Here is a 25445-nt window from a genome sequence, read left to right as displayed (position 1 = left end):
ATGAAATCGGGCGGATTAGCGGGTGTGATTGAAAACGCGGGCGTATTGGTCGACCGGTCGCGCGGTTATTGGCAGGATTTTCAGAACTGGGTGCAACTGGATAGTAGTACCTTAAGTCCGGGCAGGCAACTGGCGGTTAAATACTTCATCGTCGCGGTGATTTTGTTTTGTGCGCAGATTCTGTTCGGACTGTTGGCCGCGCTGCAATTTATCTTTCCGGGATTTCTCTACGAATTTTTGGATTTCAGCGTTAATAGGATGGTACACATCAATGCGATGGTCGTTTGGATGCTGTTCGGGTTCTTCGGTTGTATCTATTGGCTGTTGGAGGATGAAAGCGGAACCGAAATCGTCGGCTTGAAATATGGCATTTGGGCGTTTTGGATATTGACCGGTGCGGTGGCCTTGGTTGTGTTGGTTTATCTATTCGTGCAAATCGGGCCGGGCAAGGACTCCAGCCTATGGTTCATCAACGAAGGCCGCGAATATATCGAAGCGCCGCGCTGGGCCGATATCGGCATCGTCGCGGTTGTGTTGACGTTCTTTTATAACGTCGTCGCGACCTTCAGCAAAGGCAAATGGTCCGGAATCGCAGGTGTGTTGACGCTGGACTTGGTCGCATTGGCCGGTTTGTATGTGGCCGGCATGTTTTACATGACCAATATCACGCACGAACAATATTGGTGGTGGTGGGTCATTCATCTTTGGGTCGAAGCGACATGGGAAGTCTTGGTTGGCGTGATCATGGCCTGGTCCTTGATGAAACTGCTCGGCGTCCGGCGCAAAATCGTCGAAACCTGGCTGTATATCGAAGTGGCGCTGATGTTCGGTTCCGGCATACTGGGTTTGGGACACCATTATTTTTGGATCGGCACGCCGGAATATTGGCTCACGATCGGCGGTTTTTTCTCGGCGCTGGAACCGATACCGTTGGTCGCGATGGTCGTGCATGCCGTATACGACGCCGGCGCGCATTCGTTCAAGACCGGCAACCATCCGGCCTTGGCCTGGATCATTGCGCAGGCCTTCGGTAACTTCTTCGGCGCGGGCGTTTGGGGCTTCATGCATACGTTGCCGCAGATCAACTTGTACACGCACGGCACGCAATGGTCAGCTTCGCACGGGCATTTGGCCTTCTTCGGCGCCTATGCGACGATTAATATCGCATTCTTTTATTTGGCGATACAGCATTGGCGAGGCGATGTCTGGATGGCTGGAGGCATCAAGAATGCCTGGCGCTGGAAATGGGCCTTGGGTCTACTGAATATTGGCGTCCTTGGGATGACGATTGCCTTATTGATTGCCGGTTACGAACAATCGTTCGTCGAGCGTGCCGTCGAAGGATCGACTTGGGGCGGTTATTTCGCGGCGCAGTCTCATCCGGCCTTCCAAAGCGCGATGACGTGGCGTTTGTTTTTCGGGTTGATCACCGCAAGCGGCTTAGGTTTGTTGGTTTGGGACTTGTTAACGATCGGCAAAGGCGAGGAGCGTAAGGCCGAAATGCCGCAACAGGTTTAAAAATATACCCGTCGTACTCCCTTTTGATCGAAAAACCGTCTAAGAATAAAAGGTGTGGGATGTGTCTATCGAGGACCGCCGTAAACCCTTCCATGGGGGCTTGACGGCAGCAATCCCTGCTGCCGACATCCTCCCTAGCCACACCCCATACCTTCATAAAGTTAGCCATTTTTTGACTATAAAGGGAGTAGATCAAAATTCGGCGCCTGAGCACCCAGGCGCCTTTTCCGGCACTGCCGAAATTTGAAGTGCGAAAGGTATATGACCAAATTCTAAGTATATCTAGATCAAAAAGCTCAGTTCCAATGGCAAGACGAGATAAAGAGGAAAGAGGAAAGAGGAAAGAGGAAAGAGGAAAGAGGAAAGAGGAAATTAGGGCTTGACAAGTGCTTTAAATGTCGCATCATGCTGCTAACTGCTAACTGCTAACTGCTAACTGCTAACTGCTAACTGCTAACTGCTAACTGCTAACTGCTAACTGCTAACTGCTAACTGCTAACTGCTAACTGCTAACTGCTAACTGCTAACTGCTAACTGCTAACTGCTAACTGAACCAATCCGAGACAAGACAATTTCCAGCTTACCTTTTACTTATCAAATTCGCCGTAGTTCTAAGGCGACTAAAGCGCGGATCACGGTGGCGCCCGGAAAGGTGCAAGTCGTCGCGCCGGCCGGGATTTCCGAGCGAACGTTGCATCGTTTCGTTGAGCAAAAACAGCAGTGGGTTATTCAAGCGCTGAACCGCTTGGAAGCACGCGTCCAACAGGTGGAAAGTTTGGCGCCGGAGTTTTACATAGACGGCGTCGATATTCCATACCAGGGCGAGCGCTATCGGCTCAACGTCATGCCGACTCGTTTGAAGCGAGTTAAACTCGAATTTTTCGATCGTTTCATTGCTCATGTGCCGGAAGCCATGCCTTCGGGCGATCATAGTGAGGCGATACGGGATGCTTTGATTCGGTGGATGAAGATCGATGCCAAGCTTAAGACCGAACATTATGTCGAAAGACATAAGCACAGACATTTGTTGTCGCCCCGGTCGATCTCGATTCGCTCGCAAAAAAGCCGCTGGGGAAGTTGCGGCATTCATAACGACATTCATCTCAATTGGCTCTTGATTCTGGCTCCACCCGAGGTATTCGAATATGTCGTCGTGCATGAATTGTGTCATATTAAAGTTAGAAATCATTCGAGCTCGTTTTGGCAGTTGGTCGCCGACCATTTACCCGATTACAGGCAGCGGCGGAATTGGCTTAAAGAGCAAGGCAGCCGGCTGATGATGGGGCTATAAACCTAGAAAAAGCATTTCACCATGAAGAATAGGAAGTTAATTCAATAGCTTATTACGCGTTTGTATAGAACTTTCACTCACCAAAAAGGTTAGCGAGAAGGATTTGGTAAGTTCTTGGAATCCTTCATGAACTTCATGTGCTTCATGGTTAAACTGCCGAATTCAGGATAAATACCGATGACGATCAAAAAACTTTTGTTTTACGGCGCGATTGCCGTCATTTTGTTTGCCGGGCAGTTTTTATACAGCCGGGGGCTGGCGACCGGAAAACCGCCTGAATTAGCGCAAACGACAATTCAGGGCGAGCATGTTTCCGACCGAATCGCGGCCGGCCCCGGCTTGATTTATTTCTGGGCCGAATGGTGCCGAATATGCGCGATGATGCAGGCGCCGGTTAGTGCGGTATTGAACGATTTTCCGGGCGTGACTGTGGCTTTGAGATCGGGCGATGCGGATGAGGTGAAGGAATATCTCCATAAGAAAGCATTAAATTGGCCTGCGATCAACGACGAAGGCGGTTTGATCGGTGATCGCTTCGGGATTCGTGGTGTACCGTCGGTTTTTATTTTAAATCCTGAAGGCGAGATCGTTTTTACGTCGGTCGGCTACAGTACCGAATGGGGCTTGCGCTTTAGGCTTTGGCTGGCTGCTTGGTTTTGAACGTGAAAGATTCCGAGATGAGGTCATCAAGTCCGCCGCTCGCGTCTGTCGCCGCGCTGTTTTTCTTGACCGGCATGGCGGCGTTGATTTACGAGGTGCTTTGGCTGAAAGAACTGGGTTTGTTGTTCGGCAATACCAGTCAAGCCATGGCGACGACATTGGCCGCGTTTTTTTTGGGACTGGCCGCCGGTAGTCATTATTGGGGGCGGAAAGTTGCTGCTTATCGTGAGCCGCTAAAATTGTACGCCGGGCTCGAAGTCGCGGTTGCCGTTTGCGCGGCAGGTTATTTTCTATTGCTTGCGGCCTATGGCCGGCTCTATCCGTGGGTATTCGATTGCTGCGGCAATCATGCCGGATTGTTCACCGGCGTCAAATTCGCCTTGTCGTTGACGATATTGTTTCCCCCGGCTTTTTTCATGGGCGGCACGCTGCCGGTACTGAGTCATTTCGCGGCGCCGAATCGTAATGATTTAGGTCATAACACGGCCTTGTTATACGGCGTCAATACCTTGGGTGCGGTGGCCGGTGCGCTGTTGGCAGGGTTTTATTTGCCGATTTGGCTAGGTTTCAAGGCCAGTTACGGATTGGCGATGGCGATTTCGTTGACGGTCGCGGCGGGCGCTTATGTCTTATCGAAACCGCACACTGAGCAAAGCCGAGCGCCGATTGAAACCGACGGCATCGCTTTTCGTCCGCTCGCCGTCATTGCGTTCATGTCGGGGCTTTCGATGCTGGCCCTGCAAGTATTGTGGGGGAGGATGTTCGCGCAGGTATTGCAGAATTCAGTCTACACCTTCGCGTTGATTCTATCGGTGTTTCTGGTTTGCCTAGCTTTGTCGGGGTTTCTGGCGCGCTGGTTGATTGCCGTTCGCTTCGATGCCGGAAAGCTGTTGTTCGGGTCGCTGATTGCCGGCGGTCTTTTGGTTAACCTCGGACCTTTCGTGTTTTTGGCGTGGACTGACGAGCTACACTATATCGGTTCGGATGTCGGTTGGTATGCTTATTTGCTGCAAATCTCGGCGCCGGCGGCGTTTATCATGGGGCCGCCATTGCTGCTGTTGGGTATGGCTTTGCCGCTGTCGATTCGTTTGGCGCAAAATCATGGACCAAGCGGTGGAACGCTGGTCGGGCAATTGGTCGGGATCAATACCTTGGGCGCGATAGCCGGTTCCATCATCGCCGGTTTCTTGATATTGGAATGGATAGGGCTATGGACCGGAATTCGATTGATTGCGGTGCTGTATTTTTTGACGGCCGCTTATTGGTTTAGTCGGACCACGGAGACGGCTTCCTACTGTCGACAGCCTGACCGTTCCGAAAGTCAGAAATTTTTTAGATCAGACTGGAATAAGCGGGGAGGTTTGTATTTACCGGCAATCGGCATTTTATTGGCGGTTTCGGCATTCGACACCGGCAAGTTGCCCCTGGTTAAAGTCGATCCGGTCAACGAAGAGGAAAGCCTGCTGGAATTTTGGGAAAGCAGCGCCGGCACGGTCGCGGTCATCCGGCGCGGCGAACATTTGAAAATCAAGGTCAACAATCATTATACCTTGGGCGGAACAGGTTCTTTCGAGCTTGAGCAATTAACCGGCTTGTTGCCGGTTGCCTTGCATCGTGAGCCGCGTTCGGTTTATGTGTTGGGCCTGGGTACCGGCATCACGGCGGGCGGCGTGTTGAAACACCCGATCCGGAATCTGACCGTAACCGAATTGCTGAAAGATGTCGTCGCGGCATCGGATAAATATTTCGGCGACTACACCAATGGTTTGTTTTACGATCCGAGAGTGCGTGTCTTGCATGAGGACGGCCGTAATTATTTGCGCGGCGCGCGTGAACAATACGATGTGATTATCGGCGATTTGTTCGTACCCTGGGAAGCCGGTACCGGAAGTCTTTATTCGCTCGATCATTTTAAGACAGTCTCCGAACGCTTGAATGAAAACGGTTTGTTCATGCAATGGCTGCCGGCTTATCAATTGTCTCAAGTCGAATTCGATGTGATCGCCAAAACGTTTTTGGAAGTGTTTCCTTACGCGACAGTGTGGCGAGCCGATTTTGGCGCATTAAGGCCGGTTTTGGGTTTGTTGGGTAGCAAGAGTAACCAAGATCTTGCGGCATTGTCTGCGGGGCGTCATCAAAAACTACTGTTGCATTTTGCCGGCGATTTGGTTTCGATAAGCAGTCGTTTCGAACAGGCGCGACTGAATACCGACGACAGGCCTATCATTGAATTTTCCGCGCCGGTGAGTCAACGCTCGATTAAAACCGGACGGCAGGAGTGGCTGGTCGGCGCGGAGTTGATTGAATTAATGGAGGCGCTACAACCTAGCGTTTCGGATTATATAGTCGATGTGTCGGAACCTTCGAAGCAATGGCCGCAAGCCGGTTTCAACTTGCAAAAGGCGCAATGGTTTCGCTATCAGGGTCGGCTTAAAGAGGCCGAGCAAGCCATGGCGAACTATCGGAAATTGCTTGGCGAAGAAGAACAATAGCGAGAAACTCGCTTGTTTTTCTCGTTTCCACGGAGGAGTGCTCATTGTGGGAGCAATACCTTCGTTGCGATGTCGAACCCATTGCTGCTTGGCAGCCACTGGCTTTTATCGAGGTCTTGGCGCTTTCGGCTTCGATATCATCTGTTAGTTATCTTAAACTTCCGGGCTTCTATGATCGCGATCTGGGGATCGCTCCCACAGGGTGTTGTGGGCACTCCGAGCCACCCTCTGTGGGAGCGACGCCTTCGTCGCGATTTCGAAGTCGGGAGAGTAGGTGACAACAAACGGTATCGAGGTAAAATTAGCGCGTAGCCCGTATGCAGCGAAGCGGAATACGGGAATGGCGTGGCTTCGAGCTTCTCGGATTCCGCTAAGCTCCATCCGGGCTACGCTGTGTAGACTCGCCGAAAGCGAACGGTAGCGATTTATAGACGGGGATCGGTGTTAGCTTGATGCGTATGGGTTGCCATAGTAAGCGCAGCGTACGGCGCTACAGCGATTGAGTGAATACCTATTTTCTCGTTCCCACGCTCCGGTGTGGGAATGCATATCGATTTTGCTTCGGCAGCCTAGGTATGGGTTCCCACGGAGGACCGTGGGAACCAGAGTAAGAAATACGATTCAGCTTTCACTGAAAGCTTTCACCCTTCAAAACGTATCAAGGAGTTTTTATGCACGTCACTTTGGTTCATGTTCACGTTAAGCCCGATCATATCGACGATTTTGTCGCCGCCACGAAACGCAATCATGAAGCGTCGATTCGCGAAGCCGGCAATCGCCGCTTCGATGTGTTGCAATCGCCCGAAAATCCGGGACAATTCGTTTTATACGAAGCCTACGTTTCTGCCGAAGATGCCGCAGCCCATAAACAAACCGCGCATTATTTGGCTTGGCGCGATACGGTCGCCGATTGGATGGCCGAGCCTCGGCAAGGGATTCGTTACGAAGGGCTTTTTCCGCAGGGGTAAACGATGCAATTTAAACCATTTTCGATTTCACGCCTGCCGCGCATTAGCTACGGCAGGGGCCGGCTCAGCGAAGTGCCAGCCTTGACGGCTAGTTACGGCGGCAAAGCCTTGTTGGTTACCGGTAAGCAATCTTTTTGTGGTACGGATCGTTGGCCGTCGTTTATCGAGTTCTTGGAAATGCAAGGCGTTTGCTGGTCGCATGTCACGGTTTCGGGCGAACCGTCGCCGGATCTGGTCGATCAAACGGTTAGCCGGTTTCGAGGCGAGGCGATTGCGGTCGTTGTCGGCATCGGCGGCGGCAGTGTGCTCGATGCGGCGAAAGCGATAGCGGGGCTTTTGCCGCATGGTAATTCGGTCATGGATCACTTGGAAGGCGTCGGCCGGAATATTCCATATCGGGGGCCTAGTAAGCCGTTCATCGCTGTTCCAACCACGGCCGGTACCGGCAGTGAAGCGACCAAAAATTCGGTGTTGAGCGTGCAAGGTCCGGAGGGGTTCAAAAAGTCTTTTCGAGACGAATGCTTGATTCCCGAATATGCGGTGATCGATCCCGACTTGCTGGAAAGCTGCCCGCGCGACTTGATCGCGGCCGATGGTATGGACGCCTTCACGCAATTATTGGAATCCTATGTCTCGCTAAAGGCCAATCCGTTCATCGATGCGTTGGCTTGGAGCGGTATGACCGCTTTCAAGGAAGGCTTCTTTGCCGCGTGGGAAGGCCGGGAACCGGAAGCCGCTAACGGCCGCGCCGCTATGGCGTATGCGTCCTTGCTTTCCGGTATTACGTTGGCGCAAGTCGGTTTGGGTTCGGTTCATGGCCTGGCTTCGCCGTTGGGCGCCTTTTTCCCGATACCGCATGGCGTGGTTTGCGGAACAATGGTTGCCGCCGCCACCGAAATCAATATTCAAGCGATTGAAGCGCGAGAACCCGATAATCCGGCGTTGGCTAAATACGCGCAAGTCGGGCGTTTGCTGACCGGACGTAACGATATTGGCGATTCGGTTGCGCGCGATTTATTGATCGCGTTGCTTGTCGAATGGAGCGAAACTTTGCAATTGCCGCGCCTTGGGGATTACGGCCTCAGAGAGGCCGATTTTGCAAAAATCGTTGCGAATAGCCGTGGCAGCAGTATGAAAACCAATCCGATCGTGCTGACCGATGCCGAGATAGAAGCGATATTGCGGCGACGGGTTTAAATCTAACGATTAAAACGAATAGTTTATCGTTATTTATCCACGGCGCGTACCGGATCGGCTTTTCCATGTTCCCACGCTCCAGCGTGGGAATGCATACCGATGTTTCCGTGCCGGCATGTGTTTCGTGCTTGTACTGGCCTCGGTATGGATTCCCACGGATGACCGTGGGAATCAGGAAAAGCTGGTGGTTTATCGTGACTTGTTTAGTTTTTGCGCAAACCGGGTCGGCTTTTTCTCGTTCCCACGCTCCAGCGTGGGAATGCATACCGATGTTTCCTGCCGGCATGTGTTTCGTGTTTGTACTGGGTCTCGGTATGGATTCCCACGGATGACCGTTGGAATCAGGAAAAGCTGGTGGTTTATCGTGGCTTGTTTAGTTTTTGCGCAAACCGGGTCGGCTTTTTCTCGTTCCCGCGCTCCAGCGTGGGAATGCATACCGATGTTTCCGTGCCGGCATGTGTTTCGTGCTTGTACTGGGCCTCGGTATGGATTCCCACGGAGGACCGTGGGAATCAGGAAAAGCTGGTGGTTTATCGTGACTTGTTTAGTTTTTGCGCAAACCGGGTCGGCTTTTTCTCGTTTTTCTCGTTCCCACGCTCCAGCGTGGGAATGCATACCGATGTTTCCTGCCGGCATGTGTTTCGTGCTTGTACTGGGCCTCGGTATGGATTCCCACGGATGACCGTGGGAACCAGGAAAAGCTGGTGGTTTATCGTGACTTGTTTAGTTTTTGCGCAAACCGGGTCGGCTTTTTTTCGATTTCTTGAGCTTTTTTTCAGAGCCGGCTTGTTTAAGACGCGTCTGGGCTAAGTTGATCAGCATTTCTTGGGCGCCAATGCTATCCTGCTCGCTTTTCGGTCGACGCTGAATATAGCTGCCGTCGGGCTGCATTTCCCAAACGCTTCTTTGGTTATTCAATTGTACGTTCAATATTTCTCGTAGCTCGGCTTGTAATTCGGGTTTCTTAACCGGCGTTACGACTTCCACGCGGCTTTCCAGATTGCGTTTCATACAGTCGGCCGAACCGATGAAATATTCTTCGTCTCCGCCGTTTTGGAAATAAAAAATCCGCGAGTGCTCAAGAAAACGACCGACAATGCTGATGACGCGTACCGAATCGGAAATTCCCGGAATATCGGGTCGTAGCCGGCAGGTATCGCGGACGATCAAATCGATCTTGACGCCGGCTTGAGCGGCCCGGTAAAGCGCGGCAGTGATATCGGCATCCTCTAAGGCGTTCATCTTAAATTGAATCAAGCCTGGCGCTTTTGGAGAATGCTTGGCGATTTCGCGTTCGATTTTTTCGATTAAAGCGGGTTTTAGGTATTTCGGCGAGGTGAGTAGACAATTGTATTGACGCTTCGGTACCAAGCCCGTCGTTAAATAATTGAATAACTCGGTAAGGTCTTGGCCGATGTCTTGGTCGCAGGTCAAAATACCGAGGTCGGTATAGAGCCTGGCGGTTCCGGCGTGATAATTTCCTGTGCCGATATGCGCGTACCGGCGTAGACCGTTGTAGTCCTGGCGGACGACATAAATCACTTTACTGTGCGTTTTGAGTCCGACCACGCCGTAAGTGACATGAATCCCGGCTCGCTCCATGCGCTGCGCCCATTGGATATTGGCCGATTCATCGAAACGCGCTTTTAATTCCACCGATACGGTCACTTGCTTGCCGTTTAAGGCGGCGTCGATCAAATATTGGACGATTTTAGTGCCGGCCGAAGTGCGGTACAAAGTCATTTTAATGGCTCGAACATTTGGGTCGCGGCTTGCTTCTTTGACGAAACGTTCGACCGTCGTCACGAAAGACTCATAGGGATGTTGCAGTAGAATCGTCTCTTGTTCCCGAATGGCATGGAAAATATTCGGCGCAGCGGCCAGTTTAGGGTGGTCGCACGGGTGATGAGGGGCGTCGAGCAAGTCCGGTCGGTCAATCGCGGCGATTTGAAATAAGTCGGACATCGCCAAGCGCTCATCGACGATAAAGACATCATGCTCGTTCAGATTAAGTTCTGCTGTCAACATGCCTCGTTGTGACTCGCCCATCGTTGACGCGACTTCGAGTCTAACGACCGAGGCGAATTTGCGTTCGCGCAATTCCGACTCGATCATTTGCAGCAAATCGTCGGCTTGATCCTCGTCTTTTTCGGTGATGGCGTTGCGCGTAACGCGGAACAAATCCGCGAACGCGATATTCATGCCCGGAAACAGTAAATCCAAATTGTTCGCGATCAAATCGCCCAGCGCGACGAAAATAAGTTCGTCAGAGACTTGAATGAAACGCGGTAGTCTGGGGCCGACCGGGACCTTGATCCTGACGAGTGTGACGAGTTCGGGGTCCGTGCAATAGACGCCGGCCAGCAGGTTTAGCGCCAGATTCGAAATGAACGGAAACGGATGCGCAGGGTCGATCGCCTGAGGCGTTACCAGTGGAAAAATATTCTGTATATAGTAGTCGCGCATTTGTTTTTGTCGATCGCGCGTTAGTTCGGCGAAAGGAACGATACGGATTTCTTGGGCATCGAGATGCCCCATTAATTCGACAAACAGTTGCTGCTTTTTGGCTTCGATTTCGCGTACGACCGCGTAGCATTCGGTAATTTGTTGTTGCGGGCTGCGACCGTCCACGCTTAATTCGGTGATGCCTGCGCCAAGTTGTTGTTTGAGTCCGCCGATGCGTTTCATGAAAAATTCGTCGAGATTGGAACTGACGATCGCGATAAATTTGACTCTTTCCAGTAGCGGCGTTCGCTCGTCCTCGGCTTCGTGCAAGACGCGTTTATTGAACTCGAGCCAAGTCAATTCGCGGTTCAGGTACCATTCGGGAGAAGTTGCGTCGAAGTCTGCACGAATAGAAGGGGCATTCGGTTCGATAGTGCTGCTTTGTGTATTCATTGCTTCCAGGCGCCCTTGGTCAATATGTCATTGAGAATTGGATTACGAATTATACCCGATCGGGAGTAGGCTTCTGGAGTCTTTCAGCTTTCGTGGAAAATGTTGGTGCGTTTTTTATGTTGGGAAAGCGACCGACTCAAAATAAAGTTGAATCGATCACAGTAAGGTTTTTACGCCAAATAACTTTCTGAAACAATGGGGGGATAGCGGGTTCGATCAACCGAACCCGCTTACACGACACTAACAAAGGGAGTTGATTGGGAAGTATACCCATCGGAGATCAAAATTCGGCACCGGGGTGCCCGTCAAAGGACGCCGTAAATACATCCATGTAGGCTCTATGCCAGCTCCATGCTGGCAAAGCCTTTGCCGAACACCCCGGTGCCTCCTAAGGCACTGCCGAAATTTGAAGTGCGAAAGGTATAAATCCTAGCCTTTTAAAAATTAGGTTCAACCTCGTGGTAACTATTCAGTCCCCCATCAATAATCGTTCCCATGCTCTGCGTGGGAATGTCTGAGTACCGCTCCAGCGGTATGAGACGCTAGAGCGTCTCAGTATTCATTCCCACGCCGGAGCGTGGGAACGATAGGGGGTGTGAATAATTACACCTCGTGGGTTATTGACAACTACGAACCCGCGGCTGGTTGCTTTAGGGTTGTAAAAAACTATCAAAAGGCTTTAAAGGACCCTGATCGTTCGTGCGACCATTTCGGCCCACAGGCGGTAAATAAATAAACTTGTCTTCCGCCAAACTCGAATCGATCGGGCTGCTGATCCCTTCCTCATGTCCGTGCGGGACCCAAAGTTCGGGGTGATCGAAAGGTGCTTTTTCCCAGCGTACCCGTTCATCGGTCAAGGTTTTCATAAAAGCGACCAAGCTTGCTTTGTCTTCTTCGGTAAAACCTTGGTCGAATACCAAGGTGGCTGCATGACGCCGATTTTGTATATTTCCGCCGCGATTATAAAACTCCACGACTTCCTCAAGCGACTTCATGCCGCCATTATGCATGTATGGCCCAGTCAATTCGACGTTTCTTAGAGTGGGCACTTTGAAGGCGCCTGTAGTCAAGGTTGATACGCGACCGTTGCCGGGTTTACGCATTTCCGCCTCAACGACATCGGGGGACGGCACTCTTGATAGTTGTCTTAGCGCTTTGCCACGGCATACCGCTCCGCGGCCAAAACGACGATCGCGAATCGTTTCTCTGTCGCCGAATTCCAAATCACTGACAAATGGTTCAACAAAATCACAGGCGACTGCTCTGATGGGGTCGACCATTGCCTTGGAGTCGTTTGCTAAAACCGCCAAATATTGTTCCGCAAAGGACAGTGGATTACCGAACGGATCCTTGCCGCCCAATCCTACGTCATAATCATTCGGCGTCACACTGGTGTTGAAAAACCCGATATCGACTAGTGTTTTATCAATGCCGACACCACTGGTTTGTTGGCCTAAAACGGTTCTGTCAACCAGTCGGTAATAACGCGGTTTCTTCCCCGGGCGGAAATAGGCTTGAGGGTTAATTGCCGCCGAAAATGTCGGACCGGAATGGCAGTTATGGCAATGCGCATCGAAAAAGACATCTTGCCCTTGTTTTTGTTGGGCGTTAAAGCCGGAGGGATAACCTGCGTCGTCTAAAGGCTGATCAAAAGGCGCTTGATCGGAGATTAGCGTATTTTCGTAAAGCTGAATGGCCAAACCGAAAAAGAAGGCGAAATTGGCCTCGATCTGAGAATAAGGCTCGCCCGAATTCGAAACGCCGAAATCCGCAGTGCCCCGCCAGAATCTTCTATGGAAGGCTTTTTCGATCAATTCGCCGTAAGTGGTATTCAAGCCCTTACCGGAATCATGACGCAAACCGCCCAAGACACTGTCTTCGGCATGAATCTGCTGTGTTTCGAGTGGGCGGCGTTGAATTAATTTTTTTCCTATTTCGGAAAAAGTCCGTCCTTGGCAGGACGTTTCTATCATATCCAATGGCGGCTCGACCGCTTGCGATGCGAGAGAAGCATGCTCCAGATACAACTTGACTTGCCGGGCTCTTTTGCCGTTTCTGGCTATCCAAACCTTGGCATCGGGGTCTCGAAGTCCAAAACCCGAGACGCCATTGAAAATATTATTGGCGCGCCCGTCCCAGAAGTTTCGAAAATTGAAGGCTGCATTGATGACCGTCGGCGTATTGCGATTGGTGACTTGACGCGTATTTAAACCGTTAGCATGAAAAATATCGCTGTTTTGAGGAGTGCATTGGTCGATGCCGTCACCTGTTTCTTGGACACTTTCAAATGAACGTTTAAAAGCGCCGGAGGAACCGGCCACATCGTCCGTCGCAAAAAGTATCTCCGAGTTTTTGTCGGCGGGATCGCTTAAACGAAAAAAAGGAAAGTCGCTGGCTTTAAGCTCATAATCCGGTCCGCCAATGTCGAAACGCTTCGCGCTCTCGGTATCCTCAGTATGACGCTGGCCGCTATTCATCTGATTGCGCGTGCGACGGTCGGCGCCCGCATGGAAATGGCAACTGGCACATGCAATGCCGTCGCTACCGACATTGATATCCCAAAATAAAGCCTTACCCAGCTGAATTGCCGCCTCTTGGTCAACGACAATTGAGGATCGTTTACCTACCAAACCGGGGGTTTCGGGCAATGTGACTAAATCGAAAGAATGATCTTCGGCGAAACCATGCGCCAGAGCCCATTTCGGGTGACCCAGCAGAACCGTCAATAGACATAGCGATAATACGAATTGGCGGACAAAGGCTTTTTTAACGCTGATAAACATGATCTTCCAAAAATTGCGGGGGAGGCAAGTAAATACCTGCCTCCCCTTAACGATGTAGACTGCTCAGCCCATACGAAACTAAAGGAACTATTTCCTCAAATAGAGTCGAGGGAGGCCTGCAGTTAAAATGGACGTATTTTATCGACTTGGAAAGCTGACTTCAACGCTTACAGGATAGCGCTGTGATACTGCTTTGGATGTGTCGATATCTTCATCGGGATTGATACCGCCGACTACGAACTGATAAAAACCGTTTTGTGGCGGCGTAAAAGTCAAGCTTACCTTGCCGGGCTCGCCGTCCAAGACCTTGTTGATCGCCGACTGGTCGTATGTTTCACCTAATACATCGCCCATGCCGTCTCGATCGAACGCATTGGTAATAAACTCCATATGAATTCGGCCAAGATTGACAGGATTGACCGGGTCATCGTCGAGAGTTGCATTCTGAACCATTACATCTTGAGATTGGCTATAAGAGTGCGCATTGACATATTCTATAGGAGCAAATCTTCTGCCTTGCTTTCTATACCAGACCGTCACTCCGGGATGGAAACCTTGAATATCAGTGGCATCAACGGTAATTGTGACAGGTTGATTTTTCCTTAGTTTCATGTATCCCCAGTTTGAGTGATGAGTCCAACCCAGGTAACCCATAGTCAAGTTATACCAGGAGTCTGCCCTAATATTCATGACATGCGAGGAAGCGCTTGGAGTAAATTCAAAATTAAAGCCCCCGTTAAGCGTTGTTGCCGCATTCGAAGGTAGGCTGGTCAGCGCTCCCATCGTGGCCATGGCGAAGGTTAAGGCTCTTAATTTATTAGTTTTTTTCATTGTTTCTCCATTGTTTTAATAATCGCCATGCGTTAGTTTTTTGCATAGGCATATTTTCAATTAACAAAAATGTTCAGCACAACCGATTGATAAAACTTAAGTGTTTGCAATTTTATCTGCCTTCCTGTTGTTTAAATTAAATAGCGAGTTCAGCGATCAACCGGTCCTTTGATATTGGAGACTAGGCAATTAACCTCAATTTGTTTGCTTTACTTCAGCTATTTAAATAAGTTAACTCGACTGTACTGTACTAAATTACAGTCTGTATCAATGCGCTAAGACAATCTTAAGAATGCAATAAAAATGCCACTTTTTAAAAGCAGAACATTTTCCAAGCGTAATAAATAAAAAATCTTTTTAAATTAAACTGCTAGAGGAAATCGATATTCGTTGTTTTGCGTTTGTGTTATGCGAAGCCGATTGCTTTGATAAATTGAAGTGGGGGATATGACTCATTAGTAGGGGATATGCCTCACTAGTGAGTTAAATAACGCAGTTTAAATAAGTCTCCAGATCATGGCTTGTTCCTTAATTAAAGGCTCAAAGCCTTTTCACATGGCGCTAGAGGTTCGTGACGAATGCCACCTTGGAAGTAAGTATTCATCCCTTTGATAGGGCGGGGTTTACAACCCATGCGAAACGTTTGAACCATGGCCGAAGTAAGGCGAAATGCTTAGGCCAAACCGAAACGTTAAGGACGGGCTCAATAACCCTCCCCGCAGCAGAAAGCAGAAGTTGGGGCTTGACAAGCGTATAAAATGTTTCACAATTCCGCTAACCGCTAACCGCTAACCGCTAACCGCTAACCGCTAACCGCTAACCGCTAACCGCTAACCGCTAACCGCTAACCGCTAACCGCTAACCGCTAACCGCTAACCGCCCTTAGCCAACTCCGTAGCCGCAGGATAATCGATCTTACCGCTCGCCAAAACCGGTACCTTATCGACAATCATTATCTTTTTCGGTAGAACAATTTTAGAAACGCCTTCGGCGACCGCTTCCAAATCGCGTGCCGATGCCGATTTTTGCGTGGTCAGCAAAATAATCTGCTCGCCTTTTTTCTCGTCGGGCAGAGTGACTGCGGCATGAAGCGCGTCCGGCCAAGCCTTGGTGGCTAATTGTTCGACGACAGTCAACGAAACCATTTCTCCGGCTATTTTGGCGAAGCGTTTGCTGCGGCCTTTGATCGTAATGAAACCCTCATCGTCGACATCGACGATATCGCCGGTATCGTACCAGCCCTCGCCGTAAACCGACTTAGGCGGCACCAGTTGTCCCGGGTTTTTCGCCAGCAAATAACCTTGCATGATATTGGGACCTTTGACATGCAATTGTCCGCCTTGATCGATACCCGGTATCGGCTCCAGTTTGTATTCCATTTTCGGCATGAAACGTCCTACCGTGCCGGCCTTGAATTCCATCGGTGTATTGACCGAAGTTACCGGAGCGGTTTCGGTGGCGCCGTAACCTTCGAGAATACGGATGCCGAATTTTTCCGACCAAATTTGCCGCGTACTTTCCTGCAATTTTTCGGCGCCGGCCACGACATAACGCATATTGTAAAAATCGTAAGCATGGGCTTTTTTCGCATAAGCGGCTAAAAACGTATTGGTGCCGAACATGATCGTCGCATTGAGTTCGTAAGCCATTTCAGGGACGATTGCATAATGCAAAGGCGACGGATAAAAGAACGTGGTCATGCCGTTCAATATCGGTAGCATCGTGCCGACAGTAAAGCCGAACGAATGGAACATCGGCAGAAAATTTAGCACGACATCTTGCGCGTTAAAATTAATCCTCGCCTCCAGTTGCTTGTGATTGGCTAGAATATTGGCATGCGATAACACGACACCTTTCGGCGTGCCTTCCGAACCGGAGGTAAATAAAATCACTGCGGGGTTGTCATAGCTAAACTCGGTGTGTTTATACCAGATATTAGCCGTTTTGCATTTGATCAAGCCTACCAACTTACTCACCGGAGTGATTTGCCCGGCTAAATCTTCGAGATAAATCAGTTCGACCTGTTGGCTTAATCGATCGGCTTCATCTTCTAATCTTGCCAGCTCAATAAAGCGGCGCGAAGTCAGCACGGTTTTAATCTTTGCTGTGGAGCAGGCCGAAAGCATGCCGGCCGAACCGGTCGAGAAATTCAGCATGGCAGGCGTGCGGCCGTAAAGCTGAAGACTTAAAACCGTGCATAATGTTTTTGTCGAATTCGGCAGCATGACTCCGACATTTTCCCCGGTTACGGTGATTTTTTTCAAGACGCGACCAAGACACAATGTCGCTGTGATCAATCGGTCGTAGGATAACGGCTTGCGTTCGAGATCCTCGGCAACCGTGTGTTTCCCGCCGTGAATACGGCGCGCTTCGAGCAACGCGGCAAAAATACTTTGCTGATAATGGCTCGTCGCGAACATCATATCGGTCATGATATCGGCAAGAATTTGGCCGCAAAAATGACGACGATGGCGGCCTCGCAAGTCGTTAGGTACTTCTATTGTGGTCGGCGGAAGAATTTGTATCGTAATTTTCGGGAAAAGGCGCAGTCTCACGATATTACGCAATTTAGAAAAATGCGTGTATTCGGCGCCCTTAATCCGAATCGGTAAAACGGTGGCCTGCGATTTGTCGGCGACCATGCCCGGGCCGTCGTATATCTTCATGACCGAGCCGGTCACTGTGATGCGGCCCTCGGGAAAAATCACCGTTTTAGTAGGATTCTTTAAATGATTGATTAGCTCTTTTAGCGACATCGGATGGGTCGGGTCCATCGGAAACACTCTCGACAGCTTCAAGAACGGTTTTAGCCACCAGCGTTCGGAGATTTGCGTATTGATCGCGAAGGTAATATCGTCCGGTAAAAAAACACCGAGCAATAACGGGTCGAGAAACGAGGTGTGATTGGAAATGATCATTACGCGGGGGCCGGCTTTATGATAGTTATCGAGGCCTTTAAGTTCGACCTTGAAGATAAAAGTCAGTAACCGATGCAAAAATGGTTTCAACATGATGCGCTTCCTCAAGCATTGTTATTTTTTTAATAGATTATAAAAATAGCATATTGTCCCATTGAAATATTCGGGATTGTGCCGAGGGTTAATTATTTTTCCTCGTTCCCATCGCTCCAGCGTGGGAATGCATACCGATCTTGTTTCGACAGCCATGGTACGGATTCCCACGGAGGACCGTGGGAACCAGAAATGTACTCGTTCCCATCGCTCCAGCGTGGGAATGCATACCGATCTTGTTTCGACAGCCAAGGTACGGATTTCCACGGAGGCCCGTGGGAACCATCGGAAAGTTATCTTTTACCGTATCCTAAATTCCGCGATCGATTCAAACATGAGAAAAATCAAACCGACGGCGCTATAATGACCCGATGAAAAATCATTTGCCGGTCCCAGTCTTTCGTCAATGAAAATACTCAAAATAAAATTTAGAAATATCAATTCGTTGGAAGGCGATAATCAGGTCGATTTCAGGAAGGCGCCGTTCAGCGATTCCGGCTTATTCGCAATCACAGGGCCGAACGGGTCGGGTAAATCCAGTATTCTCGACGCGATCACCTTAGGTCTCTACGGAGAGACTTTTCGTTTCGACCGGCCGGCTGTGCACGTCATGACCAAACGCACGGCGGAAAGCTTTTCCGAAGTCGATTTTGCGGTCGGCGACAACCTTTACCGTTCGACTTGGAAAGTACAACGCGAACGGCAAGATCCGAACGGCCGTTTGCAATCGCCGCAAATGCTGTTGATAAAAATCGAAGGCGACCGCGAACAATTGCTGGCCGAAACGCCCAATGCGGTATGTCAAAAAATCGCCGAAATCACCGGCATGAATTTCCGTAATTTCACCCGCTCGATCATGCTCGCGCAAGGCGATTTTGCGGCGTTTTTGAATGCGCTGGATAACGAACGCCTCGATATACTCGAAAAAATCATCAGCAGCGACATCTACGCCGACTACAAAAATGCCGTAATCGCCAAAGCCGATGAAGAACAAGCGTTACTGGCCTCGCTCAAACAAGACATCGATGCATTGGATATGCTCGATCCCGCCAAACAAGAGGCCTCCGAACACGACTTGGCCGATTTCAAAGATCAAATAAGCGAATTTCGCGGACAGCGCGACGAACTCAAACAACAGCAAGTTTGGTTGCAAAATATCGAAACGCTGGAAAAACGAATTACCGCGTTAACCCAGCAACAACAAAAAACGCAGACCCAAGCCGAACAAACCCAGCAACAATTAACGCGAATTGCCGAAAACCCGGAGGCCCTGGCATTTAAAGAAGCCGCGGACGAACTCGAGGCGCTTGAAAAAGACATCGAACAAGGCAAGCAAACGTTAAATGCATACCGGAACGAACTCAAGCGACTGCAGGACAAACTGGCCCTATCGGGCGTAGAACCCGAGTCGCTTGGCGCGGCGCCGACAAAATCGATTGAAGACCAGCAGCGGTCTATAGAAACGCAAAAAGCCAGGATTTCGCAACACACGCAAGAAAAGCATCTGGAAACCGATGTCACGCAAGGACTGAAAATACAACGCGAACAAAAACAAAGTATTCTGGCGACGGTCGATGAATGGCTGGAACTCAACGCGAGCGATGAAAATTTGCTCGAAAATTTTCCCGAAACGGCCAAATTAAAAAAATTACGAGCCGAACTGGCGTCGTTGACCGAACAACATAAGCGTTCCGCCAAATCGGTACAAGCGACCGGCGCCTCGCTTAGCGGTCATCAAGCTAGAATTCAGAAATCCCAAAAAACCATAGGTCGTCTGAAGCTTAAACTGCAAATCAATGAGCAAAAACTCGAAGGCGTGGCACTGGGCAGGGATGCGGCCGAAATCGACGAGCTTTTAAAAGATCAAAAAGAGCGTTTGGCCGACTTTCAATCCCTCTACAACCTAAGCCGCGAACATGCGCGCCTAACCGGAGGACGCTTTAGCTTCTTCGGCTTCGGCAAAGCGAAGGAAGAAAAAACGCTGGACGACTTACAAGCTGAATTGGCGCAGTACAAAGACGACATCATGCGCGAAGACAACATCAGACTGACGCTCGAAAAAGCGGTAGCGAACGAGGTGATACTAGCCAGGTTGGCTGACGAGCGCGTCCATCTTGAAGACGGCAAGCCTTGCCCGTTATGCGGCGCGCTGAATCACCCGTATGTCATTCGGCCGCCGAAAATCGGCGACTCCAAGCGCGCACTAGCCGATCAGCGAGCAAAAATCCAAGTCTTGGTCGCGGCGTCCGAGCGTATCGAACAAGAAGCCAAATTGACCGAGAAACGGCTTGAAGGCAGCAAGGCCAAACGTCAACGCATCGAATTACTTCGCTCTCAATGGTTGACCTTGTGTAACCGCCTGAATGCGGTCAACGACGATATGGAAATCAACAATTCGCGGGCGATTAAGCGCTTTTTGAAGACTGAAACGATCGAATTGAAAAATATCACCAAGCTAGCGCAACAATACCGCGTGCAGGCCAGGCGTATCTATAAAATCAAAGAATTGATGGCTCGGCACGAAGCGATGATCGGCCGCTTGCAGGAAAATGCCAAGCAACTCCATCAAGAGTGGCAAAGCCGTCCTCAGGAATTGAAAGAGCTGGAGCAAACTCTCGAAAAATGCCGCAAGAACGAGCAGGAATTAACCGCGAAGGTGTTGCATCAATTGGACTTAGTCGGCGAAAAAATGCCCGCCAAAGGAAAGGAGGACGCCTTTTACGATCGATTGAATCAACGCCGTCAGGAATATCAAACCTATCAATTGCGCCGCAAGGGGTTGACTGACGAAATCGCTGCAATTACCGAAAAGATCGACGCCAGCAATCGAAAAATTGCGCAACTATCCGAAAAAATTGCCGCCGCCGGCACGCAACTTCAGCAAGAAGAAACCGCCGGCTTGCATCTGGCATTGATCGAAAAACAAAAACTGATTGCAGACAAGGAAAAACTGATCGTCCAACAGACCGCCGAAGCGGCGCGAATGCGCGAAGTTTTCCGGGAAAGACTGGTCGGCACAAAATACCAGTCTTGGCGAGTTGATGAAGTCATCGAATTGCTGCACTTGATTGCGCGCGGGCCGGAGTTCGAGCAGCGCATGTCGGCATTGCAAAGCGAATTGGCTGATCTTGCCACTCGGCTTGAAAATACCCGGGCCGAATTAGCGGCCGAACAAGCGTTGGCATTGACCACCCAGACCGTCGAAGATATCGTCATTCGCATACGAGGTATCGACGAAAAAATCGACATTACCCGACAAGAAGCCGCCCGTTTGGAAGCGATGCTTGGTAAAAACCTGGCGATGCGGCAACAATTCGACGTATTGTCGACTAAACTGATTGCGCAGCAAGAAATCGTCGACGAATGCTTGCTGGAAGTCAAATGTATCGACGAAGAAAACGGCGCCGTATTCCGCCGGCGCGTGCAAATTAAAATGGCCGATAAACTATTGGCCCAGGCCAATCAGGTGCTCGAAAAAATCAGCGGCCGCTATTATTTACGGCAAATGCCGAGCGAGCAGGGCTTGGCGCTCGAAATCGAAGATACGTATCAAAACAACATTAGACGACTGCCGAAATCCCTGTCCGGCGGCGAAAGTTTTGTCGTGAGCCTAGCCTTGGCGCTGGGACTTTCCGAACTGGCCGGCAACGGGCGTTCTGTCGATTCTTTGTTTCTTGACGAAGGCTTCGGTACCTTGGATGCCGAAACCCTGTATGTCGTGATTTCGACCCTGGAAGGCTTGCAGAAGCACGGTAAAAAGGTCGGCGTGATCTCGCATGTCGAAGCGGTGCAAAAGCGCATCAAAGCCCAATTGCAAATGGCCAAAAAACCGAACGGCATGAGCATACTTAAAAGCGTATCCGATCAAGAAGTCGCCTTTTAACCCAGCCTTAACAAATGGAGTGCCGTAATATTATTTTGCTTTAATATTCTAAGGAACGAGCATGAAATAACTTAGACAACTGTCGGAAGTGGGTTTGGTGGCTCGATTGACAGGTGTCGGCGGCAGGGCAGATTTTTGCTCCTGCAAAATCTGCATTCATGCCATCCATGGCAATCAGTCGCCGCCGTCAAGCCTACATGGACGTATTCACCCAGCACCTAAATTCCATAGCCCTTTGGCTATGGTAACTATATTGCATAATTTAGGTCTGGGTTCACGGCGTCCTGTCAAGCGAGCCACCGAACCGCCGCAAAGCCTACTACTTGTAGAAGTTATTTTATGCATATTCCTAAGTCATATGACAGAGATTGTTAAAGCTGGGTTAAAACGAAAAAGCGTGTTCTCAATCAATTACAGCAAACCCATCACATAATCATTTTATGACCAAAAAGATCCTGACCGTTTTCGGCACCCGGCCGGAAGCGATTAAAATGGCGCCCGTCGTATTGGCTCTACAACAAGCCGAAGGTCTGAAATCCCTCGTATGTGTGACCGCCCAACATCGGCAGATGCTCGACCAAGTGCTCAACTTGTTTGACATTAAACCCGATTACGATTTGGACCTGATGGCGCCGAATCAAGACCTCTTCGACATCACCTCGAAAGTGTTGTTAGGCTTACGCGATGTATTACGCGAAGCGCAGCCGGACATCGTGCTGGTACACGGCGACACTACCACCTGTTTTGCCGCGGGACTGGCCGCGTTCTACCAAAACATCAAACTGGGCCATGTCGAAGCGGGGCTGAGAACCGGCAACCTTAGAGCGCCGTTTCCCGAAGAAGCAAATCGGACCTTGGTCGGACGCATAACCGATTATCACTTCGCGCCGACGCAATCCTCGAAAAATAATCTACTCGCCGAAGGCGTTCCGGAGCAAAACATCGTCGTGACCGGCAATACCGTCATCGATGCCTTGCTGATCGTCCGGGACAAAGTCATCGGCGAACCGGATAGCGTATGGCAGGAAAAATTCGGCGAAACACTGTTTAAGACCATTTGCGACTCAAGCCGAAAACTCATTCTGATTACCGGGCACCGCCGCGAAAATTTCGGCCAAGGATTCATCGATCTTTGCAATGCGATCAAAGAACTGGCACAAAAACATCCGGATTGGGACTTAGTCTATCCGGTTCATCTCAACCCGAATGTGCAAAAACCGGTCTACGAAATCCTCGACCGACTCGATAACGTCTACCTGATCGCGCCGCTCGACTACGAACCGTTCGTCTGGATCATGAACCGAAGCGACTTGATTCTGACCGATTCCGGCGGCATTCAAGAAGAAGGTCCCTCACTGGGTAAACCGGTATTGGTGATGCGAGAAGTGACCGAAAGACCCGAAGCAGTCGATGCCGGCACCGTTTTGTTGGTCGGCACCGATAAAGAAAAAATCGTCAGCGGCGTCGAAAAAGTGCTATTGGACGGCGATGTCTACGCGCGCATGTCCAAAGCGCACAACCCCTACGGCGACGGGCATGCCTGCGAAAAAATCGTTCAAACATTGCTTAAAGCGTCTTAAACTTAGAGGGCCCCTAAGGTAATGAAAATTACCCATTATGCCTGGTTCCCACGGTCCTCCGTGGGAACCCATACAGAGGCCTAGTACAAGCACGAAACCCATGTCGGCACGGAAACACCGATATGCATTCCCACGCTGGAGCGAGGGAACGAGTAATTATGTCTGGTTCCCACGGTCCTCCGTGGGAACCCATACCGAATCCTAGTACAAGCACGAAACCCATGCCGGCACGGAAACACCGGTATGCATTCCCACGCTGGAGCGCGGGAACGAGTAATTATGTCTGGTTCCCACGGTCCTCCGCGGGAACCCATACCGAAGCCTAGTACAAGCACGAAACCCATGCCGGCACGGAAACATCGGTATGCATTCCCACGCTGGAGCGAGGGAACGAGTAAAGCCGACCCGGCTTGTGCAAAAACTAGACAAGCCGTAGGGTGTGAACCGTGCACCCCGAGGCCGAATTTTCATCTACGATGATCATATTTCGATAAGCCTAAAAATGGTATCTAAGCTGAAAGCGAACGTGGTCGTCGGCGCTGAACATGATTAACGGATCGGTGACCGGGATGCCGCGAAACAGACGGAGTTGAAGATCCGCGGTCCAATCGTTGCCAATGCGCCGACTGGCTTCGATGTTGTATATTTTAGAGTTTTGAGTGCGATCGAAAATGACGCCGGCAAGCAGCTGGGTGTTTTGAATATCGTTAAAGCCCAGACGAATTGCGGCTAAGAAATCGTCTTGAAATAGGGCTTGCTGGGTCAATGCCTGAAAATTATTGTAGCCACGGCTGTCGTACATGTATTCAGCTATCAGGCCTAGGTCGACGCCCGATTCGAAGAGGTCGAAGAATGTATATTCGACGCCGCCGGTCGCTGCATAGAATCGGTCTCCTTGTCCCGAACGCATTAACGCTTCGAGTTTCCATAGCCAGCTGCCTTTGATCGTTTGTACATCGATGCTGGTTTGATTGATGTTTTCATAAAGCGGGATGATTCGTTCAATTTCGCCTAACTGATTGAAGCGAGGCAGCATCGTCGGTTGGCGGGCAGTGCCGTAAAAATGAGCGAGCCCCACATCCCAGTCGCCGAAAGAATGAGAATATCTCGCGGCGTAAGCCAAGTGTTTCTCGACGCCTTCTCTTTCAAATTGGGCGTTCCCGACTGAGGTTACCGGGTGCGTTCTTAAGCGGCCTTCGTGTCCTGCAAAGGTTCTTTCGCGGAAGCCGGTCAATAAAAACAAATCGATGGTGCCCCAGTCTTGAATCAAGGCTAGGTTAATCATCGGCTGGCCGAGTTTTTGTTCGCCGTCGATGTTTTCGACAAAATCGGCTTGATTGATGATGTCGATCAAATGAAAACCTTCGGTGACGCCCCAAAATACTTGGCGGAAGCCGACCCGCAGCTCCCAATCGTAGGCGGCTTTTAGCCACGTCAGTTCGCGGATATCGAAATGGGTACGGCGGCTGTCGTGTTGAGAGTAGCGATAAAAGGGCGAGAAAGTAAAGCTTTGCGATCCGTTATCCCAGCTTCGGTAGAGTTCGGGGTTTATCGCACCGGAAATATAGTGGCTATGTTGTTGGTTGTCTTGCGGGGTTTGAAAAAAGCCCAGGCTTTCCACTTCGGCATAGCCGGAAATTTCCCAATCGGATATCAAGTCGTTAAAAAACGATTCGTCGCTCGATGCACCGATGCGGTTTTCTTTAAAGTTATTAGGATACGATTCGTTTGCCGATTGTTGGGGTGCGGTTAAATCGTATTTTTGGAGTTCGCCGCTTGAGTCCGCATAATTTGACGGAGCCAATGTGAGCGGTTTGTGTCCCTGGGCTAAATCCCTTGTGTCTGTTAGGGTGATCAGATACGAGCCGTGAGCGTTTGAATTCGTATCGACAGTGTATCCGTGTGTGCCGGTTTGATTTTTTAAATCGTATACCAGCCGGAAATCGTTTTTATTTCGAGGCGCGCTGCGTAAACGTTGAAAATACGGATGATCGACAGCCGGCTGGTTAAGCGGTGCCGAAGATTTCAGGTTTTTTACATCAATTACAAGGCGAGGCGGATTGTCGAGGAAAAAGGCCTTGAATTCGGGCGTTTTTCGGTTTTCAGGGGGGGGCGTGGGGACGATGCTAAGATCTATCAAGGCTTGACGGGGATTAGATTGATAGGCAACCGAATCCAACAACATTTGTTGTGCATCAGCTTCCGAAATTACCAAGCAAGTTGCCAAGCTAATATATTTAAGTCGGGTGTTGCGCATAAGATTTTAAGTGTTGTTGCCTAATATGCTTCTTGCGTTTGCTTGTATCGTAATTGTTTAGCCCACCCTTTATTGT

General features: G+C 50.2%; 13 protein-coding genes. 8 read left to right on the top strand and 5 right to left on the bottom strand.

The genetic code is table 11. The features are described from left to right. The 6 genes from WJM45_RS13510 to WJM45_RS13485 all read left to right on the top strand — a co-directional run bounded on the left by WJM45_RS13510 (nucleotide 1) and on the right by WJM45_RS13485 (nucleotide 8126). Nucleotides 1-1518 (top strand): cbb3-type cytochrome c oxidase subunit I, encoded by a 1518-nt coding sequence (locus WJM45_RS13510; protein ID WP_341325619.1) that lies wholly within the window; start codon nucleotides 1-3, stop codon nucleotides 1516-1518. Between the two features lie 541 nt (nucleotides 1519-2059). Beyond that, nucleotides 2060-2809, top strand: a complete 750-nt coding sequence (locus WJM45_RS13505; protein WP_341328943.1) for a SprT family zinc-dependent metalloprotease — start codon at nucleotides 2060-2062, stop codon at nucleotides 2807-2809. Between the two features lie 177 nt (nucleotides 2810-2986). Next, nucleotides 2987-3469 (top strand): protein disulfide oxidoreductase, encoded by a 483-nt coding sequence (locus tag WJM45_RS13500; protein ID WP_341325618.1) that lies wholly within the window; start codon nucleotides 2987-2989, stop codon nucleotides 3467-3469. Nucleotides 3470-3486: 17 nt separating this feature from the next. Then, a complete protein-coding gene (locus tag WJM45_RS13495; protein WP_341325617.1) occupies nucleotides 3487-5961 on the top strand; it encodes a fused MFS/spermidine synthase in 2475 nt (824 codons plus the stop codon). Between the two features lie 671 nt (nucleotides 5962-6632). Then, entirely contained in the window at nucleotides 6633-6929 is a 297-nt protein-coding gene (locus WJM45_RS13490) for an antibiotic biosynthesis monooxygenase (RefSeq protein WP_341325616.1), read from the top strand. Between the two features lie 3 nt (nucleotides 6930-6932). Next, on the top strand, nucleotides 6933-8126 hold the full coding sequence (locus tag WJM45_RS13485; protein WP_341325615.1) for an iron-containing alcohol dehydrogenase: 1194 nt from the start codon (nucleotides 6933-6935) through the stop codon (nucleotides 8124-8126). 723 nt (nucleotides 8127-8849) lie between these two features. Here WJM45_RS13485 and ppk1 read toward each other — a convergent pair. The 4 genes from ppk1 to WJM45_RS13465 all read right to left on the bottom strand — a co-directional run bounded on the left by ppk1 (nucleotide 8850) and on the right by WJM45_RS13465 (nucleotide 17649). Beyond that, nucleotides 8850-11024: a polyphosphate kinase 1 gene (ppk1, locus tag WJM45_RS13480; protein WP_341325614.1), complete on the bottom strand. Its 2175-nt coding sequence runs from the start codon at nucleotides 11022-11024 to the stop codon at nucleotides 8850-8852. A 650-nt stretch (nucleotides 11025-11674) separates the two neighbouring features. Continuing rightward, nucleotides 11675-13807, bottom strand: coding sequence for a cytochrome c peroxidase (locus WJM45_RS13475; protein ID WP_341325613.1), 2133 nt, complete (start codon nucleotides 13805-13807; stop codon nucleotides 11675-11677). A gap of 138 nt (nucleotides 13808-13945) precedes the next feature. Next, nucleotides 13946-14638: a copper(I)-binding protein CorA gene (gene corA / locus WJM45_RS13470; protein WP_341325612.1), complete on the bottom strand. Its 693-nt coding sequence runs from the start codon at nucleotides 14636-14638 to the stop codon at nucleotides 13946-13948. Nucleotides 14639-15510: 872 nt separating this feature from the next. Then, nucleotides 15511-17649 carry an AMP-binding protein gene (locus WJM45_RS13465; protein ID WP_341325611.1) on the bottom strand — a complete coding sequence of 713 codons (2139 nt, stop codon included), beginning with the start codon at nucleotides 17647-17649 and terminating at the stop codon, nucleotides 15511-15513. 406 nt (nucleotides 17650-18055) lie between these two features. Between WJM45_RS13465 and WJM45_RS13460 the strand changes: the two genes are divergently transcribed. Both WJM45_RS13460 and wecB read left to right on the top strand, forming a co-directional pair. Further along, nucleotides 18056-21532 carry an AAA family ATPase gene (locus tag WJM45_RS13460; RefSeq protein WP_341325610.1) on the top strand — a complete coding sequence of 1159 codons (3477 nt, stop codon included), beginning with the start codon at nucleotides 18056-18058 and terminating at the stop codon, nucleotides 21530-21532. Nucleotides 21533-21972: 440 nt separating this feature from the next. Next, nucleotides 21973-23112: a UDP-N-acetylglucosamine 2-epimerase (non-hydrolyzing) gene (gene wecB, locus WJM45_RS13455; protein WP_341325609.1), complete on the top strand. Its 1140-nt coding sequence runs from the start codon at nucleotides 21973-21975 to the stop codon at nucleotides 23110-23112. Nucleotides 23113-23608: 496 nt separating this feature from the next. Here wecB and WJM45_RS13450 read toward each other — a convergent pair whose 3' ends face one another. Then, nucleotides 23609-25369: an AMIN domain-containing protein gene (locus WJM45_RS13450; RefSeq protein WP_341325608.1), complete on the bottom strand. Its 1761-nt coding sequence runs from the start codon at nucleotides 25367-25369 to the stop codon at nucleotides 23609-23611. Nucleotides 25370-25445: the final 76 nt, after the last annotated feature.

Origin of the sequence: Methylotuvimicrobium sp. KM2 (assembly GCF_038051925.1) — a bacterium.
GTDB lineage: Bacteria > Pseudomonadota > Gammaproteobacteria > Methylococcales > Methylomonadaceae > Methylotuvimicrobium.
This window is presented reverse-complemented; position numbering and strand designations above follow the sequence as displayed.